Annotated in this window: 18 protein-coding genes and 1 pseudogene; 5 read left to right on the top strand and 14 right to left on the bottom strand. The window is 38.8% G+C overall.

The annotated features are described in order from the left end of the window. Positions 1-15: 15 nt before the first annotated feature. The 11 genes and pseudogenes from LEPBI_RS11820 to LEPBI_RS11870 all read right to left on the bottom strand — a co-directional run bounded on the left by LEPBI_RS11820 (position 16) and on the right by LEPBI_RS11870 (position 7,750). Complete coding sequence (locus LEPBI_RS11820) at positions 16-519, bottom strand: chemotaxis protein CheW (protein ID WP_012389346.1); 504 nt, start codon at positions 517-519, stop codon at positions 16-18. A 36-nt stretch (positions 520-555) separates the two neighbouring features. Next, positions 556-1,140: a 5-formyltetrahydrofolate cyclo-ligase gene (locus tag LEPBI_RS11825; protein ID WP_012389347.1), complete on the bottom strand. Its 585-nt coding sequence runs from the start codon at positions 1,138-1,140 to the stop codon at positions 556-558. After that, positions 1,137-1,454, bottom strand: a complete 318-nt coding sequence (locus tag LEPBI_RS11830) for a cell division protein ZapA (RefSeq protein WP_012389348.1) — start codon at positions 1,452-1,454, stop codon at positions 1,137-1,139. Before LEPBI_RS11830 ends, LEPBI_RS11825 begins: the two co-directional genes overlap by 4 nt. A gap of 5 nt (positions 1,455-1,459) precedes the next feature. Continuing rightward, a pseudogene (locus LEPBI_RS11835) lies at positions 1,460-2,106 on the bottom strand (hypothetical protein). A gap of 57 nt (positions 2,107-2,163) precedes the next feature. After that, positions 2,164-2,517 carry a 50S ribosomal protein L20 gene (gene rplT, locus LEPBI_RS11840; protein WP_002975326.1) on the bottom strand — a complete coding sequence of 118 codons (354 nt, stop codon included), beginning with the start codon at positions 2,515-2,517 and terminating at the stop codon, positions 2,164-2,166. Between the two features lie 3 nt (positions 2,518-2,520). Next, positions 2,521-2,721: a 50S ribosomal protein L35 gene (gene rpmI / locus LEPBI_RS11845; protein WP_002975302.1), complete on the bottom strand. Its 201-nt coding sequence runs from the start codon at positions 2,719-2,721 to the stop codon at positions 2,521-2,523. Between the two features lie 8 nt (positions 2,722-2,729). After that, positions 2,730-3,293 (bottom strand): translation initiation factor IF-3, encoded by a 564-nt coding sequence (infC, locus tag LEPBI_RS11850; protein ID WP_012389351.1) that lies wholly within the window; start codon positions 3,291-3,293, stop codon positions 2,730-2,732. An 89-nt stretch (positions 3,294-3,382) separates the two neighbouring features. After that, entirely contained in the window at positions 3,383-4,270 is an 888-nt protein-coding gene (locus tag LEPBI_RS11855; protein ID WP_226992763.1) for a hypothetical protein, read from the bottom strand. A 45-nt stretch (positions 4,271-4,315) separates the two neighbouring features. Then, complete coding sequence (gene thrS, locus LEPBI_RS11860; protein ID WP_012389353.1) at positions 4,316-6,232, bottom strand: threonine--tRNA ligase; 1,917 nt, start codon at positions 6,230-6,232, stop codon at positions 4,316-4,318. 49 nt (positions 6,233-6,281) lie between these two features. After that, positions 6,282-6,875 carry a TetR/AcrR family transcriptional regulator gene (locus LEPBI_RS11865; protein ID WP_012389354.1) on the bottom strand — a complete coding sequence of 198 codons (594 nt, stop codon included), beginning with the start codon at positions 6,873-6,875 and terminating at the stop codon, positions 6,282-6,284. After that, on the bottom strand, positions 6,860-7,750 hold the full coding sequence (locus LEPBI_RS11870) for an alpha/beta fold hydrolase (protein WP_143708650.1): 891 nt from the start codon (positions 7,748-7,750) through the stop codon (positions 6,860-6,862). The genes LEPBI_RS11865 and LEPBI_RS11870 overlap by 16 nt, the downstream gene beginning before the upstream one ends. Before the next feature lie 207 nt (positions 7,751-7,957). Between LEPBI_RS11870 and LEPBI_RS11875 the strand changes: the two genes are divergently transcribed. Continuing rightward, on the top strand, positions 7,958-9,658 hold the full coding sequence (locus LEPBI_RS11875) for an ABC transporter ATP-binding protein/permease (RefSeq protein WP_012389356.1): 1,701 nt from the start codon (positions 7,958-7,960) through the stop codon (positions 9,656-9,658). Then, positions 9,658-12,936: a GH36-type glycosyl hydrolase domain-containing protein gene (locus LEPBI_RS11880; protein WP_226992765.1), complete on the top strand. Its 3,279-nt coding sequence runs from the start codon at positions 9,658-9,660 to the stop codon at positions 12,934-12,936. Before LEPBI_RS11875 ends, LEPBI_RS11880 begins: the two co-directional genes overlap by 1 nt. A gap of 63 nt (positions 12,937-12,999) precedes the next feature. Here LEPBI_RS11880 and LEPBI_RS11885 read toward each other — a convergent pair whose 3' ends face one another. Together LEPBI_RS11885 and LEPBI_RS11890 are read right to left on the bottom strand one after the other, a co-directional pair. Next, positions 13,000-13,344, bottom strand: a complete 345-nt coding sequence (locus tag LEPBI_RS11885; RefSeq protein ID WP_012389358.1) for a P-II family nitrogen regulator — start codon at positions 13,342-13,344, stop codon at positions 13,000-13,002. A gap of 20 nt (positions 13,345-13,364) precedes the next feature. Beyond that, entirely contained in the window at positions 13,365-14,753 is a 1,389-nt protein-coding gene (locus tag LEPBI_RS11890) for an ammonium transporter (protein WP_012476355.1), read from the bottom strand. 362 nt (positions 14,754-15,115) lie between these two features. On the opposite strand from LEPBI_RS11890, the gene LEPBI_RS11895 reads away from it, so the two are divergent. Genes LEPBI_RS11895 through LEPBI_RS11905 form a run of 3 tightly spaced genes read left to right on the top strand, consistent with a single transcriptional unit; the run spans position 15,116 to position 17,537 of the window. Next, positions 15,116-16,534 (top strand): cryptochrome/DNA photolyase family protein, encoded by a 1,419-nt coding sequence (locus tag LEPBI_RS11895; protein WP_041770033.1) that lies wholly within the window; start codon positions 15,116-15,118, stop codon positions 16,532-16,534. Continuing rightward, a complete protein-coding gene (locus tag LEPBI_RS11900; RefSeq protein ID WP_012389361.1) occupies positions 16,531-16,815 on the top strand; it encodes an ATP-dependent Clp protease adaptor ClpS in 285 nt (94 codons plus the stop codon). The genes LEPBI_RS11895 and LEPBI_RS11900 overlap by 4 nt, the downstream gene beginning before the upstream one ends. Beyond that, positions 16,812-17,537, top strand: coding sequence for a DNA alkylation repair protein (locus LEPBI_RS11905; RefSeq protein ID WP_012389362.1), 726 nt, complete (start codon positions 16,812-16,814; stop codon positions 17,535-17,537). Before LEPBI_RS11900 ends, LEPBI_RS11905 begins: the two co-directional genes overlap by 4 nt. Here the strand turns inward: LEPBI_RS11905 and LEPBI_RS11910 are convergent. Continuing rightward, a complete protein-coding gene (locus LEPBI_RS11910) occupies positions 17,534-19,588 on the bottom strand; it encodes an adenylate/guanylate cyclase domain-containing protein (protein ID WP_012389363.1) in 2,055 nt (684 codons plus the stop codon). The two genes, LEPBI_RS11905 and LEPBI_RS11910, sit on opposite strands and share 4 nt — an antisense overlap. Between the last annotated feature and the right edge of the window lie 32 nt (positions 19,589-19,620).

Genomic DNA, 19,620 nt, shown 5'->3' on the forward strand with positions numbered 1-19,620 from the left:
CGTATCCCTTTTCCCTTACTTTGTGGATGAAACAAAATCAACGATTTGTTCCAAGTCCAAATTCAAAATCAAATGATCCTCGAATCGTGATACCGATTCAACCATCTTACTATAGTTTAACGACAAGTCATCCGTTGTATAACTGATATAATCCTTTTGGATTTTTACGACTTGTTTGACTTCATCGACTAAAATCCCTATGCGTTTCTCATCTAACATGACAACAACGATTCGCGAAATGGGATGGATGTCTGAATCGGTGGAGTGGAATCTTTTTTTCAAATCCACAATGGGAATGATCTCTCCACGAAGGTTGATCACACCTAATATATAATCATCCACATTGGGTATCCGAGTGATGAGAACAGGTTTTAAAATTTCATGGACAAGAAGCAATCGGATCCCAAAGAATTCCCTTTCAATGGTAAACGTAAGAAATTGTTCAAGGTCTCCCAAATCAGACTCTTGTTCCATTTTGGTCTTTTCAGCAAGGGATGTGAGAAGTTTTTCTTGGTCCATATTCTACCTGGAATCGTGTCAGAATCCTACGTGGATTCAATCGAAAAACGAAAGAATCTGAAATTCCGTAATCATTTTTCCGACTTTTGCATCGTGCTCTTCGTATAAGAATGGGACGGGAAAAAATTTAGAAAAACTAAAGCCAATGGATTTCTTTTGTATCGATTCTGAAGTTAAAATGCGATCATAATACCCACCACCACGTCCGAGTCGGTACCCGTTTTGATGGTAACCAAGGGCTGGTACGAGGATCAAATCCGCTTCTTCTACGGATATCTCCTCATCTCCTAACGGTTCCCACATTCCATAGGCGCCTTTTTCAAACGTGAAAGGCCGGATGAATCGTAGTCCTTTGTCTGTTTCGATTTTTGGAAAGTACCATTTGGCAGAATGGCGGAGTTCAATGAATCCTGTTGGCCTTGGCAAAGGAGAAGATTCCACAACAGGTAAAACATCGACTTCGAAGCGAAGGTCTGGAACATAAGTGATGATTTTGGATTTCCCTTGTAAGAGTGGGAACAATCGTTTCAGAATGCCAGCTTCTAACTCTTCTCTGTCTGTGAGTTTGGCGATATTTGTTTTTAGAATTTCCCTTGCGTCTTTTTTTGCAATTGGATTCAAAAATGATCCCCGATGATCCCCTCTTCCAAGAGAGTTATGATCTTTTTGGTTCTTTCTTCAAGTTCTGGATTTTCGTTTGCTTTCGCTGTGATATCTCGCATTTGGAAAAGTTCGTCGGCAAGGTTTAAGGCACAAAGCACTGCCAATTTGGTTTTTGAGGCATTGGGTAAAACTTTTCCAAGTTCCAATAAGCGAGATTCCACATAATCAGCCACTTCAGAGATATAACCCGAAGAGGCTTCACCAACGATTGTATATGTCTCACCAAATATTTGTTTGGTTATTTTTTGAGATTTTGGGGCAGATTCTGCCATATCTTTTATTTAGGATCGTCTTCTATGATGAGAAAATCATCATCATCGTCGGCATCAAAAACACTGATCGCTTCGTCTTCATCATCAATGATGATATCATCATCCTCATCAATTTCCACAGTAGGAACTTCATCTTCTGATTCCACAATCAGTTCTTCCTTTTCAAAAGAAGCAGAGGCAGGTGTTTTTTCTAACACTTCTTCTGCTTGGAATTCGGATTCGTCTTCATCAAGTAAAATGATTTCATCATCGTCTTCTGTGGTTAAACTAGGGGTGGCAACGGCTGCAGAAGCGGCAACTGGAGCTACATCAGCACTAACGTCCGTTGGAGGGAGCGGTGCTTTCGGAGTGGAACTTCCTGTTGTGGGGAGTCCATCCAATCTTCCGAGGAGTTGGTGCACTTTGGATTCGAGTAAACCTTCTCTCTCTTTGAGTTGGTTTAATTCGTCCGTCGCTTCTTGGAGTTGTGAGCGCAGAGTTTTTAATTCGCGTTCTTTTTCCTCCATTGCGAGCTTCATTTGGTCGTTTTCCGCGCGAAGGGACTCGTTTTCCGTCTCTCTAGGCGTGCGTTTTCTGTTCTTAGGTCTTGGATTAACTCCAAAGCCTTAACAACTTTACTTTCTAGCTCTTCAATGGTTTCTATTTTTAACATGATAACAATCCGATGGAATAGAATAGACGAGCTATTCCATTCCAATCAAGCACTAATTTACTTAGCGACTTTGGTTTTTTCGACGATGGCGTTGAATACTTCTTTGTGGTTGTAGGCAAGATCAGCCAATGTCTTACGGTCTAAATTGATTCCGTGTGTTTTGAGTGCGTGGATGAACTTTGAGTAGGACATTCCGTTTTCTCTCACAGCAGCATTAATACGCGTAATCCAAAGTTTGCGAAATTCGGACTTTTTCTTTCTACGGTCACGGTATGCCCATTGACCTGCTTTCATCACAGCAGACTTTGCTGTTCTGAAAAGTTTAGAACGTCCGCCTCTAAAACCTTTTGCTTTAGCGAGTACTTTTTTTCTACGATTTTTATGAATGGTTCCGTTGACTGCGCGTGGCATCGTTTAACCTCCGTAAGGTAGAAGTTTTTCTACACGGTTATAATCGGTTTCATGGATGACGTGCATTCCACGGCTTTGGTGTTTCATCTTAGGAGATTTTTTCTCTAAGATATGTCTTCGGAACGCACAACCACGTTTGATTTTACCAGATTTGGTAAACTTAAAACGTTTGGCTGCTGCCCTATTTGTCTTCAGCTTATACATAGTTGTTTTTATCCTTTAGGTTTTTCACCAATTGGGTTCATCACGACCACTATCGTCTTTCCGTCGTGTACCGGCATTTTTTCGGGAGAGGCATGCTCTTTTAGGTCCTCGACAAACCGGTTAACAATATTCATTCCAATTTCAGAGTGAACCATCTCTCTGCCTCGGAATCGAAGTGTCACTTTTACCTTATCACCCTTTTGCAAGAATTCTAAAGCATGACGCTTCTTAATCTCGAAGTCATGGTTATCAATCCGCGGGCGGATTTTAATTTCTTTCACCGTGACTACGTGTTGTTTCTTTTTCGCTTCTTTCGTTTTTTTCAGAAGTTCGAATTTGTATTTTCCAAAATCGATCAGCTTACAGACGTGAACATCTTGGTCACCCGAGACTTCCACCAAATCAAGGTTAGCTTCTTTAGCTCTTCTCAGAGCTTCGTCCAGAGTAACGATATCGGACCCTTCGTCAGAGACGAGCCGGATCGATGCTACATTGGTAATTTGTTCGTTAATTCTGATGTGGGCGAATTTATCTTGGTTTGGGTTCCCTCTAGGGTTGGGCCGTTTCTGCATTCAGTCTCCGAAATTTCTTTCAATTTCCAATTTCGGATGAAAATCGAGGCATGCAAGTACATTTCTTATGAATTGCCCTACTTCTCCTACTAAAGCGTACCAGTAGGTCCTTCCCAGACCACATATTCGATGGAAAGGGATTCGGAATCGAGAATTTCAGGCAAAATCGGGACAAGAGAGACGTATTCTCCGTGGTTTCCCATCCCCATACAAGAACCACCATGGCAAATTCTGCCAGATCCATCATAGAGAACATATTGGATGAGGTTGTCCCATTTTGTTTCGTTTGCACTTGGGTCTGTGGATGTGACGAGAGCAAGGAATTGGAATCTTTGGTTTTCCCTCCGTTCCAAACGAAACCGAAGCCGATTTTCTTTGGTGAGGGGTTCTGTTGCATAGAGAAGTTCCCCCTTCCCAGGGTTCCATTTTTGGAAACCATGGATGCCAACGACATGCCCAGCGCGTTTCCATTCTTTTTTGAATTCTTTTTTGTTCGGTTTGGATTGGATTGGTGGTTTTTCTTCCCCCATCCTTGTTTGGATTTCACAACCAGTGACCGTGATGCGCATTGTCACACGCGCGATTTCAGAAACTGGAAAAGGAAATCGACTCCAAAGCCCAGGCACATCATACCGCTCCCAAGCTTGGACACAGTGTTCGGACGTTTGGCAAGATAAAAGACGATCAGCGGCATCATAGAACGCAGCCACCACATAAAGAGAGACTGGTTTTTGTCCTAAGTTTTGGCCACCTGTGATGACAATGTTCGGACAGTCAAAGTGAACATCCCTTCCCAATCCATCCACAAATTGCATCCGACTGACTTTCCAACCCAAAGTCACACCTTCGGTGATGGGTATTTCCATCATTGCAATGGCATCATACGCATCACAGACGTCATACGGTGGGTGTATCGGTAGATCCAGATAAAGAGTTTCTGGTTCCCTTATCGTAGGATATGCTTGGCTCTTGGACACTGGAAGGAATCGTAAAGCCCTACCAGTGTTAGTCAAGAAATTTCTTTAGTTGAGTTCACCTTTGAGTAAAGAAAGAAATCCATCACGTGAAACAGTAGCAGTCGTTTCTTCTCCCATACGGCGATACGAAATACTTCCTGCTTCTTTTTCTTTATCCCCAAGGATGAGAGTGTAACTACTGCGTTTCATGATGGAATCCCTAATTTTGCTTCCAATCTTTTCGTTCCGAACATCCAATTCGACACGGAAACCTTGCATTACTAAATCCTGATACACTTCCTTCGCGTAATCACTATGAGTTTCTGCCACAGTTAAGACACGAATTTGAGTTGGGTTCAGCCACAAAGGAAATTTTCCTTCGAAGTGTTCGATGAGGATTCCAATGAACCTTTCGAGAGATCCATAGATGGCTCTATGGATCATGACTGGTGCATGTTTTTTTCCGTCAGAGGCAGTGAAATCGAGTTCAAATCGGTTCGGCATAGAGAAGTCAATTTGAACCGTTCCGCATTGCCATAACCTTCCGAGTGAATCCTTGATATTGAATTCAATTTTAGGACCATAAAAGGCTCCGTCCCCTTCTTTGATCCCGTATTCAATTCCTTTTTTCTTAAGAGCATCGTGTAAGGCTTGTGTGGCGAGGTTCCAATCTTCGTCGCTACCTTGTGACTTTTCAGGTCTTGTCGCGATGAAGGTTTTGAATTCAGTGAATCCAAACTTTTTGTACACATCAAATGTAAAGTCAATGATGTCTTCTACTTCCGATTCTACTTTATCAAGAGGAGCATAGATGTGGGCATCGTCTTGGGTAAAGGCACGAACACGGAAGAGTCCATGCAAAACCCCAGACATTTCGTGACGATGCACATTCCCGAGTTCCATAAACCGAAGGGGTAGTTCTCTGTAAGAGTGCATATGGTATTTGTAAATCAAACAACATCCAGGACAGTTCATGGGTTTGACGGCAAACTCACTTTCATCGATGTCAGTGAAATACATGTTTTCTTTAAAATTATCCCAGTGCCCGGACTTTTTCCAAAGGCTGGAATTTAAAATGGCGGGAGTTTTGATTTCCTGATACCCACGACGAAAACATTCTTCTCGGATATACGATGCTAGGGTGTTCCATAACACTGTACCTTTTGGATGCCAAAACGGAAAACCAGGTGCCTCATCTTGGAAACTAAACAAATCCAATTCTTTTCCGAGTTTTCGATGGTCCCTTTTTTTCGCCTCTTCGATGAGAAAGATATATTCATCTAACAGTTTTTTGGTGGGGAAGGATACTCCATAAATACGAGTGAGTTGTTTGTTTTTGGAATCGCCTTTCCAATAGGCACCAGAAATTGCTGTGAGTTTGAAGGCTTTGAGTTGGCCTGTTCGCGCCACATGTGGTCCACGGCAAAGGTCATACCACTCCCCTTGTCCGTATAACGAAACTGAGGCGGCATCAAAACCTTGGATGAGTTCTACTTTATAAGGTTCGTTTTCTTTTTTGAATTTTTCTATCGCTTCTTCTTTGGAAAGTTCCCACCGTTTTACGGTTAGGTCTTCTTTCACAATTTTTGCCATTTCGGCTTCAATTTTGGGAAGGTCATCCACTGTGATGACCAAGTCTCCAAAATCGATATCATAAAAGAAAAATCCAGGTCCATTTTCAATGACAGGGCCTACAGTGAGCCTTGCTTCGGGCCATAACCTTTGGACGGCCATTCCGAGTAAGTGGGCAGATGAATGGTGGAATACTTCCTTTCCCTCTTTGTCATCGAAGGTGAGAAATTTGACAGTCGTGTTTTCGGTTGGAACAAAAGATAAATCAACGGTTCGTCCATCGGACAAAACAACGGCAAGAGCTTTCTCTTTTAAGAAAGGCAGTTGGTTTTGGACAAAATCAGAAAATGACTTTCCTGATTCGAGTTCTTTGGAACTTCCATCGGGTAATGTAATTGTAAGTGCTGCCATAAGTGTAATCCCAGGTTTTCGCACGCACATTCTCCCGAAAAGTAAAGTTTTACCAGAGTTTTCCTGTTTCGAGAGATTCTGTTAGTTTCTGAAAACTTTCCTCGATCGACTCCTTTCGTCCGAACCCACCTTCCCGTTCCAGGTCAATGAACCCATGCACAAAGGAACGTATGATTCGAATTTTGTGAATGTTTTCTTTGTCCAAATTTGCCATTTGAAATGCATCAAGTGAGAGTTGTAATATCCGGTCGCCAAGGACTTTTAGTTCTGGATCCAATTCAGTGGAAACGATCACGAGTGGATACATATGTGGGAAATCTTTTGAAAACCCACGATAGGTTTTTAAAAATTGCGAAATGCGACCTGAATTCCCTACGGTCAGTTTTGAAACTGCTTCCAATCGGTCTCCTAACAATCGTAATGCCCTTTTTTTCATTTCTCGAAAGATATCATTGATATCTGTCACATGGTTGTACAAGGATGGTGTACGAATCCCTAAAACTTCGGCAAGAGTTGACAATCGGAAATCGGAAAAACCAACTTTTTGAATGGTATCCCAAGCCAAATCCAATACCAAACTGCGATTGATTTGGGTTTGCCCTTTTTTCGGTCTTCCTAATTTACTTTTTATTTTTTTTGCCATAATGATTGTATGTCTTGGTAAAAACGGTTCGGTTCTTCCACAAAAGGATAATGACCTCCATTTTCGTATAAAAAAACTTGTCCACCAATGGTCGAACGTATCCAATTGGCTTCTTCTTCTGGCGATGAAAAATCTGGATCTTTGAGTCCCATAACGATGATATGATTTCCTTTTGCCTCATTTAATTCAACTTCACATTCTTTTTTTGATGCAAATAACATCGAGCGAATGGCGGCCATCCTTCCCTCTTCTTTTAAATTTGTTTTTAATTCTTTTTTTCGGTCTTCGATATCCTTTGGGGGTTGGATGGGAAAAAGTGATTCGTAAAATGCCACCCAGGCAGCTGGTCCCCAAGGACCACGAAAGGAGAATTGTAATAATGCCTTCAATCCAAATGACAAAGGTTCTTTATCTCGAACAAAAGGTCCAGAAAGAACCAATCCCAAGACTCGTTTTCTTTCTTTTGATTGGATGTAAACGGCAGATGCTGCAGTCATTGAGTTGGCAATCACATATACATCGTTTAAGTTTTTTTTCCTGATAAAGGCCAAAACATCAAATGCCGTTTCTTTTGGACCATAGGAATTAAATTGAACATCTGATTCACCTAATCCACGCAAATCGAATGAATATACATTTCCATCTCTTGCAAGAAGGTTTGCTAATTCAGCGTAACTTTCTTTTCGATCACCAATGCCTGGGAGTAGGATAAAATTCTTTTTTCCTGAACCTATCTGTGTGTAAGCAATTTTACCTCCATCCACTTGGAAAAACAAGGTACTTGGCCTCTTTTCTTTGGGTAAACCTTCTGCCAAAAGGAATAACGGGGAAAAAAGGAGAACTAAAATGGGAAACTTGTGGTAGAGCATATTCATAAATCTAATCATATTAGTTTATTTAACTAACACAATTAGTTTTTTATCAATTTTGTTCGTTTTTTAGTTTTTTTAGTGCGATTCACCGACCAAATCCATAAAAGAATTGGATCAAAGCTGAATGGATCTTTCCAGCCGATGGATATGACTGTAAAATAAACCTTGCCAATTTAAAAATTTTGATTTTAATAATACCCAAATTCATACATGACTATCGAACCAATCAAATACCAACGTGGTAAACATTTACTTACAATCATCCATCAATTATTAAAATCAAAACAAGGACCAACTGCGATCCGTTATAGTATTTATCTACTACTCCTTGTGATTTGTTTTAACCTCTTTAATGTTTTAAATAGTTTTGTGGGAAGGGATTTTATCTCATCCATAGAACAAAAAAACGAGGTAGAGTTCTATCAATTTGCACTTCTTTATGGATTGTTATTTCTTTTATCAGCGGGCATCGGATCCATTTATCGTTTTATGGAAGAAAGGCTTGGAATTTTATGGCGAGAACAATTAACATGGAGACTCACTGGATCCTACTTAAGTGAAAGAACCTACCATAACATTTTAAATCAAAAAGGAATCGAAAACCCAGACCAAAGGATTACAGATGATGTAAAAGCTTTTACGACCACAACATTGTCCTTTCTACTTCTATTCCTTGGAGGAGTCTTTTCGGCCATTTCATTTGCGGGCGTTTTATGGAGTATCAACCCTATTTTATTTTTAGTTGCGGTTCTATATGCTTTGATTGGAACCATATCAACTATTTTTTTAGGCAAAGAACTGATCCGACTCAATTACAATCAATTGGATTTGGAAGCCAACTATCGATCTGACTTACTCCATATCAAACAACATGCAGAATCAATTGCAGTCACTCACAGGGAATTGAGAATGTCAGTGCGACTCAAATCCAAACTAAAAAAACTTGTGACCAATTTTAAAAAATTAATTTCTGTTAATTTGCGATTAAGTTTATTTACGAATAGTTATAATTATTTTATCCAAATCATTCCGATGCTCATCATCGCACCGAGTTACATGAGAGGAGAAATTGAATTTGGTGTGATCACACAAGCAGGTCTTGCATTCACTACATTGCTCAATGCATTTTCACTCATTGTTAGCCAATTCCAATCGATATCTGCATTTACAGCCGTTGTCAAACGAATACAAACTTTGGATACCGCGATGGTTCACTCGGAGAATACAAATAAAAATAAAGAAAAACTAAATTACCATTCCGATGAAATTCAGTTTGAAAATTTTTCTATTTATTCAGGTGATAAATCAAAATTCATCCTTGATCATTTAAATTTAATAATCAAAACCAAAGAAAGGTGGCTTATCACAGCCAACGACGAAGAAACAAAATTAAGTTTTTTTCGTGCTTTGGCAGGAATCAGCAATCATCAAGAAGGGAAAATTTTAAAACCAAGTCGAGATGAAATTTTGTTTTTACCCGAACAACCCTATTTACCACCAGGAAGGCTTCGGAATGTGATTGTTCCCGCATTTTTAGGAAACTCAGTCTCTGATTTTCAAGTGATGAAAGAATTAAAAAATCATAACTTAGATACTTTAGTGAAACGTTTAGGAGGTTTATCTGCATTGAAAGAGTGGGACGATGAACTTTCATTAGCCGAAAAATTTAGAATCTCAACCATCAGAATTCAATTTGCAAAACCTAAGTTTGTCGTAATCGACAGACCCACATCTAGTGTTGGGAAATTTGAAATTTCTAAAATTCTAAAAAAATTCCATAACTTAGGAATCACAAGCATTGTCCTCGCAAAAGGGGAAGAAACCGCACTTGAATATGACTATCATTTAAACCTGACTCATTTTGGTAAATGGTCGGTCAATAGAATGAGTCCATTTTTAAAGGAAGCTTGATGTACATTTTACAAAACAAATCCGGTCTAAAGATTCAATTTTTATCGAACCTTTCTCTCCATTCCATTTTCTTTCAAAACTTATTGGTCAATTTATATTTTGGTAATGAATTAGAGCACAGTGTAGCAAACTTATACCTATGTTTCCATACCGATGGGAATACAAAATCCATACCTCTCTTTTCACCTTTGGGATCTCCCATCGTCAGAACTTCAGAAAAAATAATTTCAATCGAACGGAACGTCGATGGATTCAGAATCAAAATCAAACTTGAATTACATCCGAAACAGAATTGTTGGAAAATAGAAACCAACATTCAAAACTTGAATCCTGAATCGTATGCAGTTTCATTGGTATATACGCAAGATTTTGGACTTTGTGACCCGTCTTCTGCAAGGTTAAACGAAGCATTTGTATCTCACTATATCCATCACGAAGTGATTCTAAATCCCCAATATGGTTATTCCATTTTATCTAGGCAAAATGAATTGGTGAATGGGAAAAATCCAGCTAGTTTTGTTTTTTGTGATCAATACATCTCCACATTTGCAACAGATGGACAAAATATTTATCAGAATGGAAATATAAAACCGTTCTCCAATTCTAATTACCAAGGGGAACATTCGGTAATTGGTCTCTCGACTCCAGAAATTTTGATTTCATCCAGCGAATCTTTTGTTTGTAATTATTATGCGTCTGTCTTTGAAAACTTGGACCAAATTGAATCTTTCATTTTCGATCAATCAATCATTGATTCATGTATAAATGGTTGGGAATCGGATGATGGTCCACTCATAACTAAAGAAAAAACGAATATCAGCCTGTTTCATAAAAATCAAATACTCAATGGGGATCCAATCACAGAAAAAACTCTGAAGGAACTATTTCCCGATCCATTACGTAACGTTGAACGAGGGATAGACGGATCCATTTTGTCATTTTTTATCGAGGAAAAAAGTCATGTATCGTTATTCAAAAAAGAATCGCTTTGTTTAAGATCACAAGGCCAGGTTTTAAGAACTGGAACAAATCTAACACCTAACGAATCTTCTCTAACGACAACCGCTTACTTCAATGGAATCTTCATTTCTCAACTCACACAAGGACATGCAAGCGCCAACCAATTGATTGCAAGAAAAAGTGGAGATTTAGGAACGAACCAATCGAAAGGACTTCGTATCTTTTGCAAAATTTCTGATGAATGGGTACGTTTGGAGAATCCATCTTATTTAAAGTTTCATCCCAATCATTTGGAATGGGTGTATCTTTGGAAAAATCAATCGATCCAAATCAATTTAAGTGCGAATGAAAATGATTCGGTTTCACTCCTCGTTTCACATTCATTTCCCCATCCAATCGAAACCATTTTTGTAATTGCGACGAGTTTAGATGGCGACAATGGAAACCTGCCCATTCCACCTTCGATATCCATTTCAAATCATTCCATTATTGTTTCCCCAAATCCAAAGAGTTTGTGTTTCGAAAGGTTCCAAGGGAAAGGGTTTCGCATTCAAAGTGAGTCAGTTCCCAGTTTTCTGATTTCCGATGATCGAATCCTTTTCGAATCCCAATCATCACAAAACCTTCCCTATCTAACCATCAAGACAAAAATCCAATCCTCACTCTCACTTCAGATTTTTGGAGAATTGGTAACAAATGATGGCATTGGAATATTACCATCTAACCATCAATTAACGATTTGCAATTCTTTCTTAATGGACCAAACAATAACGTTCAATGATCCAGCATTCATAGAAATGGTTGAGATCTTACCTTGGTACAAACAAAATGCGGAAATCCACTACCTAAATCCCAGGGGACTAGAACAATTTTCAGGTGGAGGATGGGGGACAAGAGACGTCTGCCAAGGGGCATTTGAATTCCTTTTGGCATCAGGCAATTTTTGGGCCATACGAGATTTGCTCATACGAGTTTTTAGGGAACAAAATGAAGATGGTGATTGGCCGCAGTGGTTTATGTTATACGAAAAGGATAAACACATTCGAGCCAACGATTCGCATGGTGATATTTTGTATTGGCCAATCCTTTCGGTTTTCACTTATTTGGAACGAACTGGTGACACTTCTCTACTTTCGGAAGTTGGAAACAATCGAAGTATTTTAGAAGGGATTGAACTCACGCTAAAAGAAATTACGAATCGATTCATTCCGAATACAGTATTACCTAAGTATGGAAATGGTGACTGGAATGATTCGATGCAACCGAAAGAAGAAAGTTTTCGTAATGAGGCCGTGAGTCCTTGGACAGCGGAATTACAATCCATTCTCTTTCAAAAAGCAGAATGGTTTTATCAAATGTTAGGAAATAAAGAAAAGGAATCCTATTACGTTTCGATAACTCAGACTTTAAAGAATCAAATCCGAAAGGAATGTATGGATTCGGGGATCATCGCAGGTCTCGTTCATTTTTCACCCAATCATTCAAAACAATTTTTATTACACCCAAACGATCAATTCTCCACCATTCAATACAGTATTTTGCCAATGATTTATGGGATCCTTTCTGATGTATTTACTTTAGAAGAAGCGGAATCTCATTTAACAGTGATCAAAAACCACCTAACAGGTCCCGATGGAGTTCGGTTATTTGACAAACCTGTTCCTTATCAAAATGGGAAGTCAACATTTTTCAAACGTGCCGAAACTGCTAGTTATTTTGGACGGGAAATTGGACTGATGTACACACATGCTCACCTCAGGTATTGCGAAGCACTCGCCCACATGGGTAAATCAGATGAATTTTTTAACCAACTCAATTTGACAAATCCAATTGGAATTACAAAAAGAATTCCCAATTGCCGCATCAGACAAGCAAACTGTTATTATTCGAGCTCCGATGCTGTCTTTTTGAACCGATCTGATGCAAGTTCCAATTATGAAAAACTCATCCAAGGAAAAATCCCCTTGGAAGGTGGTTGGCGAGTGTATTCTAGTGGACCAGGAATTTTTCTAAAATTATTTTATGAATCGTTATTAGGAATCCAAATTTACCACGATGGATTGATTTTGGATCCGATGTTGTCGATTGCATTTCATGGACTGAAAGTTGATTTCGAAATATTTTCTATTCAATTTAGACTGAGTTATGAAATAACATCTAACAAAGGCCTCATCCACTCAGTCACAATGAATGGAAAACCAATCGAAACTCTACGAATGCCAAATCAGTATAGAATGGGTGGTCTCAAACTTTCAAAAGATGACTTATGCAAAGAAAGAAAAGAAGGGACGAATTCATTGGAAATTTTCATTCAATAAAAAAAAACGCACGAGTGGTATCCCACCCGCGCGTTTTCCGATTTTTCCTTTGATAAAGGAATGTTAAATGGCGTTTTTGCCTTTTTCGCCAGTTCTGATTCGAATCACTTCTTCTAATGGAGTGATAAAAATTTTACCATCACCAATTTTACCGTCACCACTTTTTGCTGCTTTTAAGATCGCATCCACTGTTGGTTTTACGAATTCATCGTTGACTGCTATTTCCAATCTTACTTTTCTAAGTAAATTTACAGTGTATTCGTGACCACGGAAAACTTCTGTTTTTCCTTTTTGTTGTCCGTAACCTTGAACATCAGATACTGTCAAACGATAGATTTCGTTTTTGGTTAACTCAGCTTTTACTTCTTCCAACTTATGTGGTTGAATGATTGCAATGATCATTTTCATAATGTTAAACTCCTATTCCCTTAACCACGAACTCGGATATTAAAATCAGGGTAAGCTTCTGCTCCGTGTTCCCCTAGATCCAATCCACTTAATTCTTCTTCTTCACTCACTCGGATTCCACCAGCAAGTTTTAATACAAACCACAATATGAAGGAAACAACAAATGTAAATCCACCGATTGCTAAAATTCCATAAAGTTGTGTTAAGAAAGATGGAACGTCGACTCCAGCAGGAGATCCTTCGTATCCAAAAATGGCAACTGCAAGAGTTCCCCAAATACCACATACTAAGTGAACGGATGTTGCTCCAACAGGGTCATCAATTTTCATTTTATCAAAAAATAATACGGACAGAACCACAAGTACACCTGACACAGCGCCGATGATTGCTGCTGAAGTTGGACTTACGATAGCACAAGGTGCTGTAATCCCAACAAGCCCAGCGAGGGTTCCGTTTAGAATCATACCTAAATCAGGTTTTTTTAAAATGATCCATGCAGTGACAGTAGATGCAAGTGCACCTAATGCAGCAGAGATATTTGTAGTTACGATGACGTGCGCCATAACACTTCCATCACCTACTCCCATCGTTGAACCAGGGTTAAATCCAAACCAACCTAGCCATAGGATGAGTGTTCCGAGCGCCGCAGATGTCATATTGTGACCAAGGATTGGTTTGATACGACCATCTGGTAAAAATTTCCCTTTTCTAGCACCAAGTACGATGGCACCAGCTAGAGCCGCCCATCCACCTACTGAGTGTACTACGGTAGATCCAGCAAAGTCATGAAAACCAAGACCTGCTAACCAACCGCCACCCCATACCCAGTGACCTGTGAAAGGATACATCACAGCTACAAGGATAAATGAGAAAATTAAGAAGGAATGGAATTTAATTCGTTCAGCAACAGCTCCCGATACAATCGTTGCAGCAGTTGCAGCGAATACCAATTGGAAGAAAAATTTTGCAAGAAGAGGAACACCAGTCCAATTCATTGAAGAATAAACACCTTTATAGTCATCCCCAAGTGCAGGTGAGTTATCAAGTCCAGTTAAAAAGAAAACTCCTTCTGTCGCATAATATGGAGTTCCATCACCAAACATCAAACCCCAACCGATTGCCCAATACGAGAATGTAGCGGCAGCAAATACGATGAAGTTTTTTGCTAAAATGTTAACTGTGTTTTTCGATTGTGCAAATCCAGATTCTACTAATGCAAACCCAGCATTCATAAAGAACACCAACATACCTGCAACTAACACCCATAATGTGTCAAGACCTACAGTTAATGTTTGGATTGCTTTTGCTGTTTCTTCTGCTGGGCTCACGACGGTTGCAGCTTCATCTGCAAAAAGGAACATCGGAACGACCAGGAGAAGGAAGGCGATTGATTTGAAATATTGTTTCATATTGCCATGTATCCTTTCCATGTTATTTGCTGAATTAGGATGCAAGATTGGTACCCGCAGGCAAAATTTAGGAATTTTTCCAGGAAAAAAACGAAAGGTTGCTTATAAACCCTCCAAATTGCCCTAAAAGCTATGGGGCGAATGGAATCGAGACCCAATTCCATTCTGATCCAATGCTCATTTTGACTAAATGCGAAACAGATAGCTTAATGAGTAAGCATTTCGCTCCTTCGTTTACTAGACATGAAAAAATTCCAAGGCAAGGAAACCTCAGTCCCCCTCTAATAGGAGTGAAATCCGATCGAATCCGAGTCTGTAATGAAAAACCCATCCAATTAGAAAAATCCTATGTACTTTATTGGATGCAAGCTTACAGGCGTTTTGATGCCAACCACGCTTTTAATCATGCCGTCAACTTAGCGAAAGAATTAAACAAAGAACTAATTGTTTATGAAGGGCTCCGAATGGATTACCCTTGGAATTCCGAACGAATCCATCAGTTTATCCTAGAAGGAATGATAGAGAACCAAACAAGAGCAGACGAACTTGAGATCAAATATTGGCCCTTTGTGGAAACACCAAAAAATCTTGGGAAAGGACTTCTCAAAGAGATTTCAGAGAATGCCTCTGTGGTGGTAACGGATGATTTTCCTTGTTTTATCATTCCGGAACAAACTGAAAAATTAGCCAAAAAAATCCATTGTCAACTTCTCGCCATTGATGGGAACTCCCTCATCCCCTTCTCACGATTTGCAAAACAAGCAAGTGCTGCTCGCATCCTTCGATTATGGATCCACAAAGAACTGAACCGAGAGTTTCCAAAAATGAATACGATCATTTGGAAGAATGAAGATCTTTCAAAACTCAATGGAAAAACAAATCCACCAGAACGAATTGGACTTCCAAAATCAATTGATGGTATTTTAAAACTCATTCCCTTCCAAAATATAGTTTCTCCAGTGAAAGGTGTAAAAGGAGGTAGAAACGAAGCATTACGTTTGTTAAATGATTTTTTGAAACACAAATTAGATTTATATCTTACCAAAAGGTCGGAACCAAACCGACCAGAACTCACAGCAACAAGTGGGCTTTCCCCTTATTTACATTTTGGTTGGATTGGCCTTGATGAAATATTTGTTGCGGTATTAAAACATAGTGCTAAAGGAAAATGGAATCCAGAACGAATGAGTCATGAGAAACCAGGAGATCGAGAACATTTTTATTCTCCATCAGTTTCGGCTAACCATTTTTTGGACGAACTCATTACTTGGCGAGATATTGGGTATTTATTTTTTTGGAAGGACAAACCAAAACAAATCAATTTGAGCCACTTACCTGATTGGGTAAAAACTAATTTTCAAAAACACCAAAATGACCATAGAGAGTATGTTTATACCTTAGAACAATTTGAATCCGCCAAAACCCATGATGAACTTTGGAATGCAGCCCAGACAGAACTGGTCAAAACAGGAAAAATCCATAATTATATGCGAATGTTATGGGGGAAAAAAGTCATCGAATGGTCAAAAACCTATGAGGAAGCATTTTTCATCTTAGAACATCTTAATAACAAGTATGCGTATGATGGTAGGAATCCAAATTCCTACACAGGAATCTTATGGTGTTTTGGACTCTTTGATCGGCCTTGGTTTCCCGAACGAAATGTATTTGGAAATGTACGTTTTATGTCTTCCGATTCAACAAAAAAGAAGTTTAAACTGAATTCCTATTTGGAGTATATTGGTGAACTGAGTGGCAAATCCAACTCACTCTTCCCATGACAGACCCGACAAAACCCATATTTGAAGAAGAAACAAGTTTAAAAACGGATTCGGTTTATTCCTATTTTGTCATTTTATTCAATGATTCAATCCATGAATTTGCCTATGTGGAAGATTGTTTGATGAAATTATGTTTTAAAACCAAACGAGATGCTAAAAAAATTGCGATCGAAGCGCATACCAATGGTAAAGCGATTTGTTTTCAAGGTAGTATGGAAGAATGTGAGACTGTTGCAGAAAATATGACAAACGCCCAACTAACCGTGAGTTTTGGAGTATGAAACAAACAAAAGAATTATTCATCGAAGCATTAAACAAAGAAAAAGATCCTAAAAAAGCGAAATTTTTTCCACGTTTTTTCAAAACAGGACCTGGTGAATATGGAGAAGGTGACCAGTTCCTAGGAGTCACTGTTCCCAAACAAAGAATGATTGCCAAAAAATTTGCACAATCACTTTCATTGGAAGATTTACAATCGCTCATCTCCTCCCCATTTCATGAAGTTCGTTTGGCAACACTCTTCGTTCTGATCCTAAAATTCCAATTTAAAAAAGCCACTGAAGAGGATCAAATGGCGATCGTTCAATTTTATCTTAAAAATACGAAATACATCAATAACTGGGATTTGGTGGATGCTAGTGCCGATAAAATCCTAGGTGAGTATTTTTTTCAAAAAGACAAAACGACGATCCTTAAATTGAAAAACTCGAAGGATTTATGGGAGAATCGTATCATTATTTTAAGTACATTTTATTGGATTCGAAAAGGTCATTTCACCGAAACAATTTCTTTATGTGAGTTTTTTTTGAACCACCCGCATGATCTCATACACAAGGCTACAGGATGGATGTTACGTGAGATTGGAAAACGTGATTTAAACATTTTAATCCAATTTTTGAATGCATACGTAACCAAAATGCCTCGTACTATGCTGCGTTATGCGATAGAAAAACTTCCTCCTTCTGAAAGGAGAAAGTGGTTGGATCTAAAAAAAGAAATTTAATCTCTTGGAAGAACCTTTGTGACAAAGTAAACTTTGACTGGTTCTGATTTTCCTTTTAATGCCAACTCTTTGGTGTCTTCGTATTCGATGTACTTTTCACCACCCGCAGCAAGGAAGGCCGCTTCCGAAACAGCAACTTTGCCAGGAATTCCATGGCTTTCGAGCCTTGCTGCCGTATTCACTGCATCACCGATCACAGTATAATCCATTCTTTTGACAGAACCGATATTTCCAACAATCGCTTCTCCAAAATTGACTCCAATTCGCAATCGAAAGGTCCCGGGCTCTAGACCTAACTCCTTATTGATCTCCTCCATACGTTTTTGCATATCAACCGCACAGGCAATTGCATGGTAGGCATCCAAATCGGTTTGTTTGGGTGCACCCCAGAATGCCATGATGGCATCCCCAATGAATTTGTCCAATGTTGCCGAATAATGGAAAATCAAATCAGACAATGATTCAAAGATTGTATTTAAGTGATTGAGAACAACACTTGGCGGATTTTTTTCTGCAAACGTAGTAAATCCAACAATATCTGAAAATAAAGTTGCGATGTCTTTTTCTTCTCCACCTAACTTGATACTATCGGCAACAATAGTTTCCATCACTGCTGGTGAAAAGTAACGAGACAATCTCTCCTTTTCTTCTTTTTGTTTTTCCACGAGTTTTCTTGAATCAATCATGTTTTTGACAATTGATAAAGCAACAGAGATTGTAAACGCAGCAAAAGCATAATCTTTTACATATGTATGGCTTGGATACCATTCCCATTGCATCTCCACAAACACATCATTTAACATCAGCATAATAAATGCAAAAAATCCAAAGGACACTGTTCCCATGGAAGGAATTTTCCGCCCGAGGAATAATATATAAAATAATGCTCCACCGAGTACGATGGTTAAAAAACTCCAATAATAGAAAAACTTAGATAAAAATAATAAGTTGGGAGAAAATAGAATCACAATTGCGGAAATCAATCCAGCACCATCGATATAACGATTTGTGAGTTTGATCCAACCACTCCGCACATGAGCAAAACGAACAATAAAATTAAATAAAAAATGAACGAGTCCTACCCAGGCCAAATATTCCATTTTTTTAATCCAAAAACCATCAGTGATTATAGAATAAATGATTTGGCTTTGGAATAAGGTGTTCAGCGCCATAAAAATGGAACCTAACGAAAAATAGATGGTAGAATGTTCCTCATTTCGGAACAAAAATTGCCAATACAAATAAAAACATCCAAGTAAAATCGTGAGTACTATGACAAATATTTTCTTAAAATCATTCCAATACTCTGCACGCTCTGAATACCGAAAAGAAGAAAGATAAAACTTATCATGTGATAACCCTGGACTCAAAGGGTATTTTGCATAAACTCGAATGGCAAGCACGTTGGGTTCATCAATTTTAAGTAAATGGTATGGGATTCGATAAAATCGAATTTTATCGCTATATAATGATTTGTCTTCTAACTGAACATTTGTGTCCGTATCCAAATGTAAACCAGTCCCACCGATGAATTTTCCATTCCAATAGACAGCATCCGCTTGGCTGATTTGACCTAAACGAAGGCTTAAGTTTCTCGATTTGAATTTATTCTGAATGTCGTCACTTGTGATGGTGATCTCTGTGCGGTACCAGCCATACCCTTTGTATTTTTCTACATAGTCAAAAAAGCTAGGGAAATACAACTCACCATCACCATCTGTGACTTTGTCCCAACCTGTTTGGATTTGAAATCCTGAGATCCAACCATTCCGCGCTGACTCATCGAGGATGGGTTTGGCATAAACAAATTTGTGAGCTTTGATTTCTCCCGCTTCCTCATCCAAATACAAATCATCTTCAGTATCTTCCGTTACAATTGGCGAATCACCTGGTTTAAAACTCCATTTATGAATTTCATTTCCAAACGATGATTCAGACCTTAAATCTAAGATTTGATTGGTCAAAAGAACCTGTCCTGATACTGGAGAAAGGTTCGAAAGAAAAATGTAAGAGAAAACAAATAGAGAAAAGAGTCTTTTCGAAAAAACCATGTCAGAAATCCTATTCAAAAGAAAAGGAACTG

The organism is Leptospira biflexa serovar Patoc strain 'Patoc 1 (Paris)' (assembly GCF_000017685.1).
GTDB classification, from domain to species: Bacteria; Spirochaetota; Leptospiria; order Leptospirales; family Leptospiraceae; genus Leptospira_A; species Leptospira_A biflexa.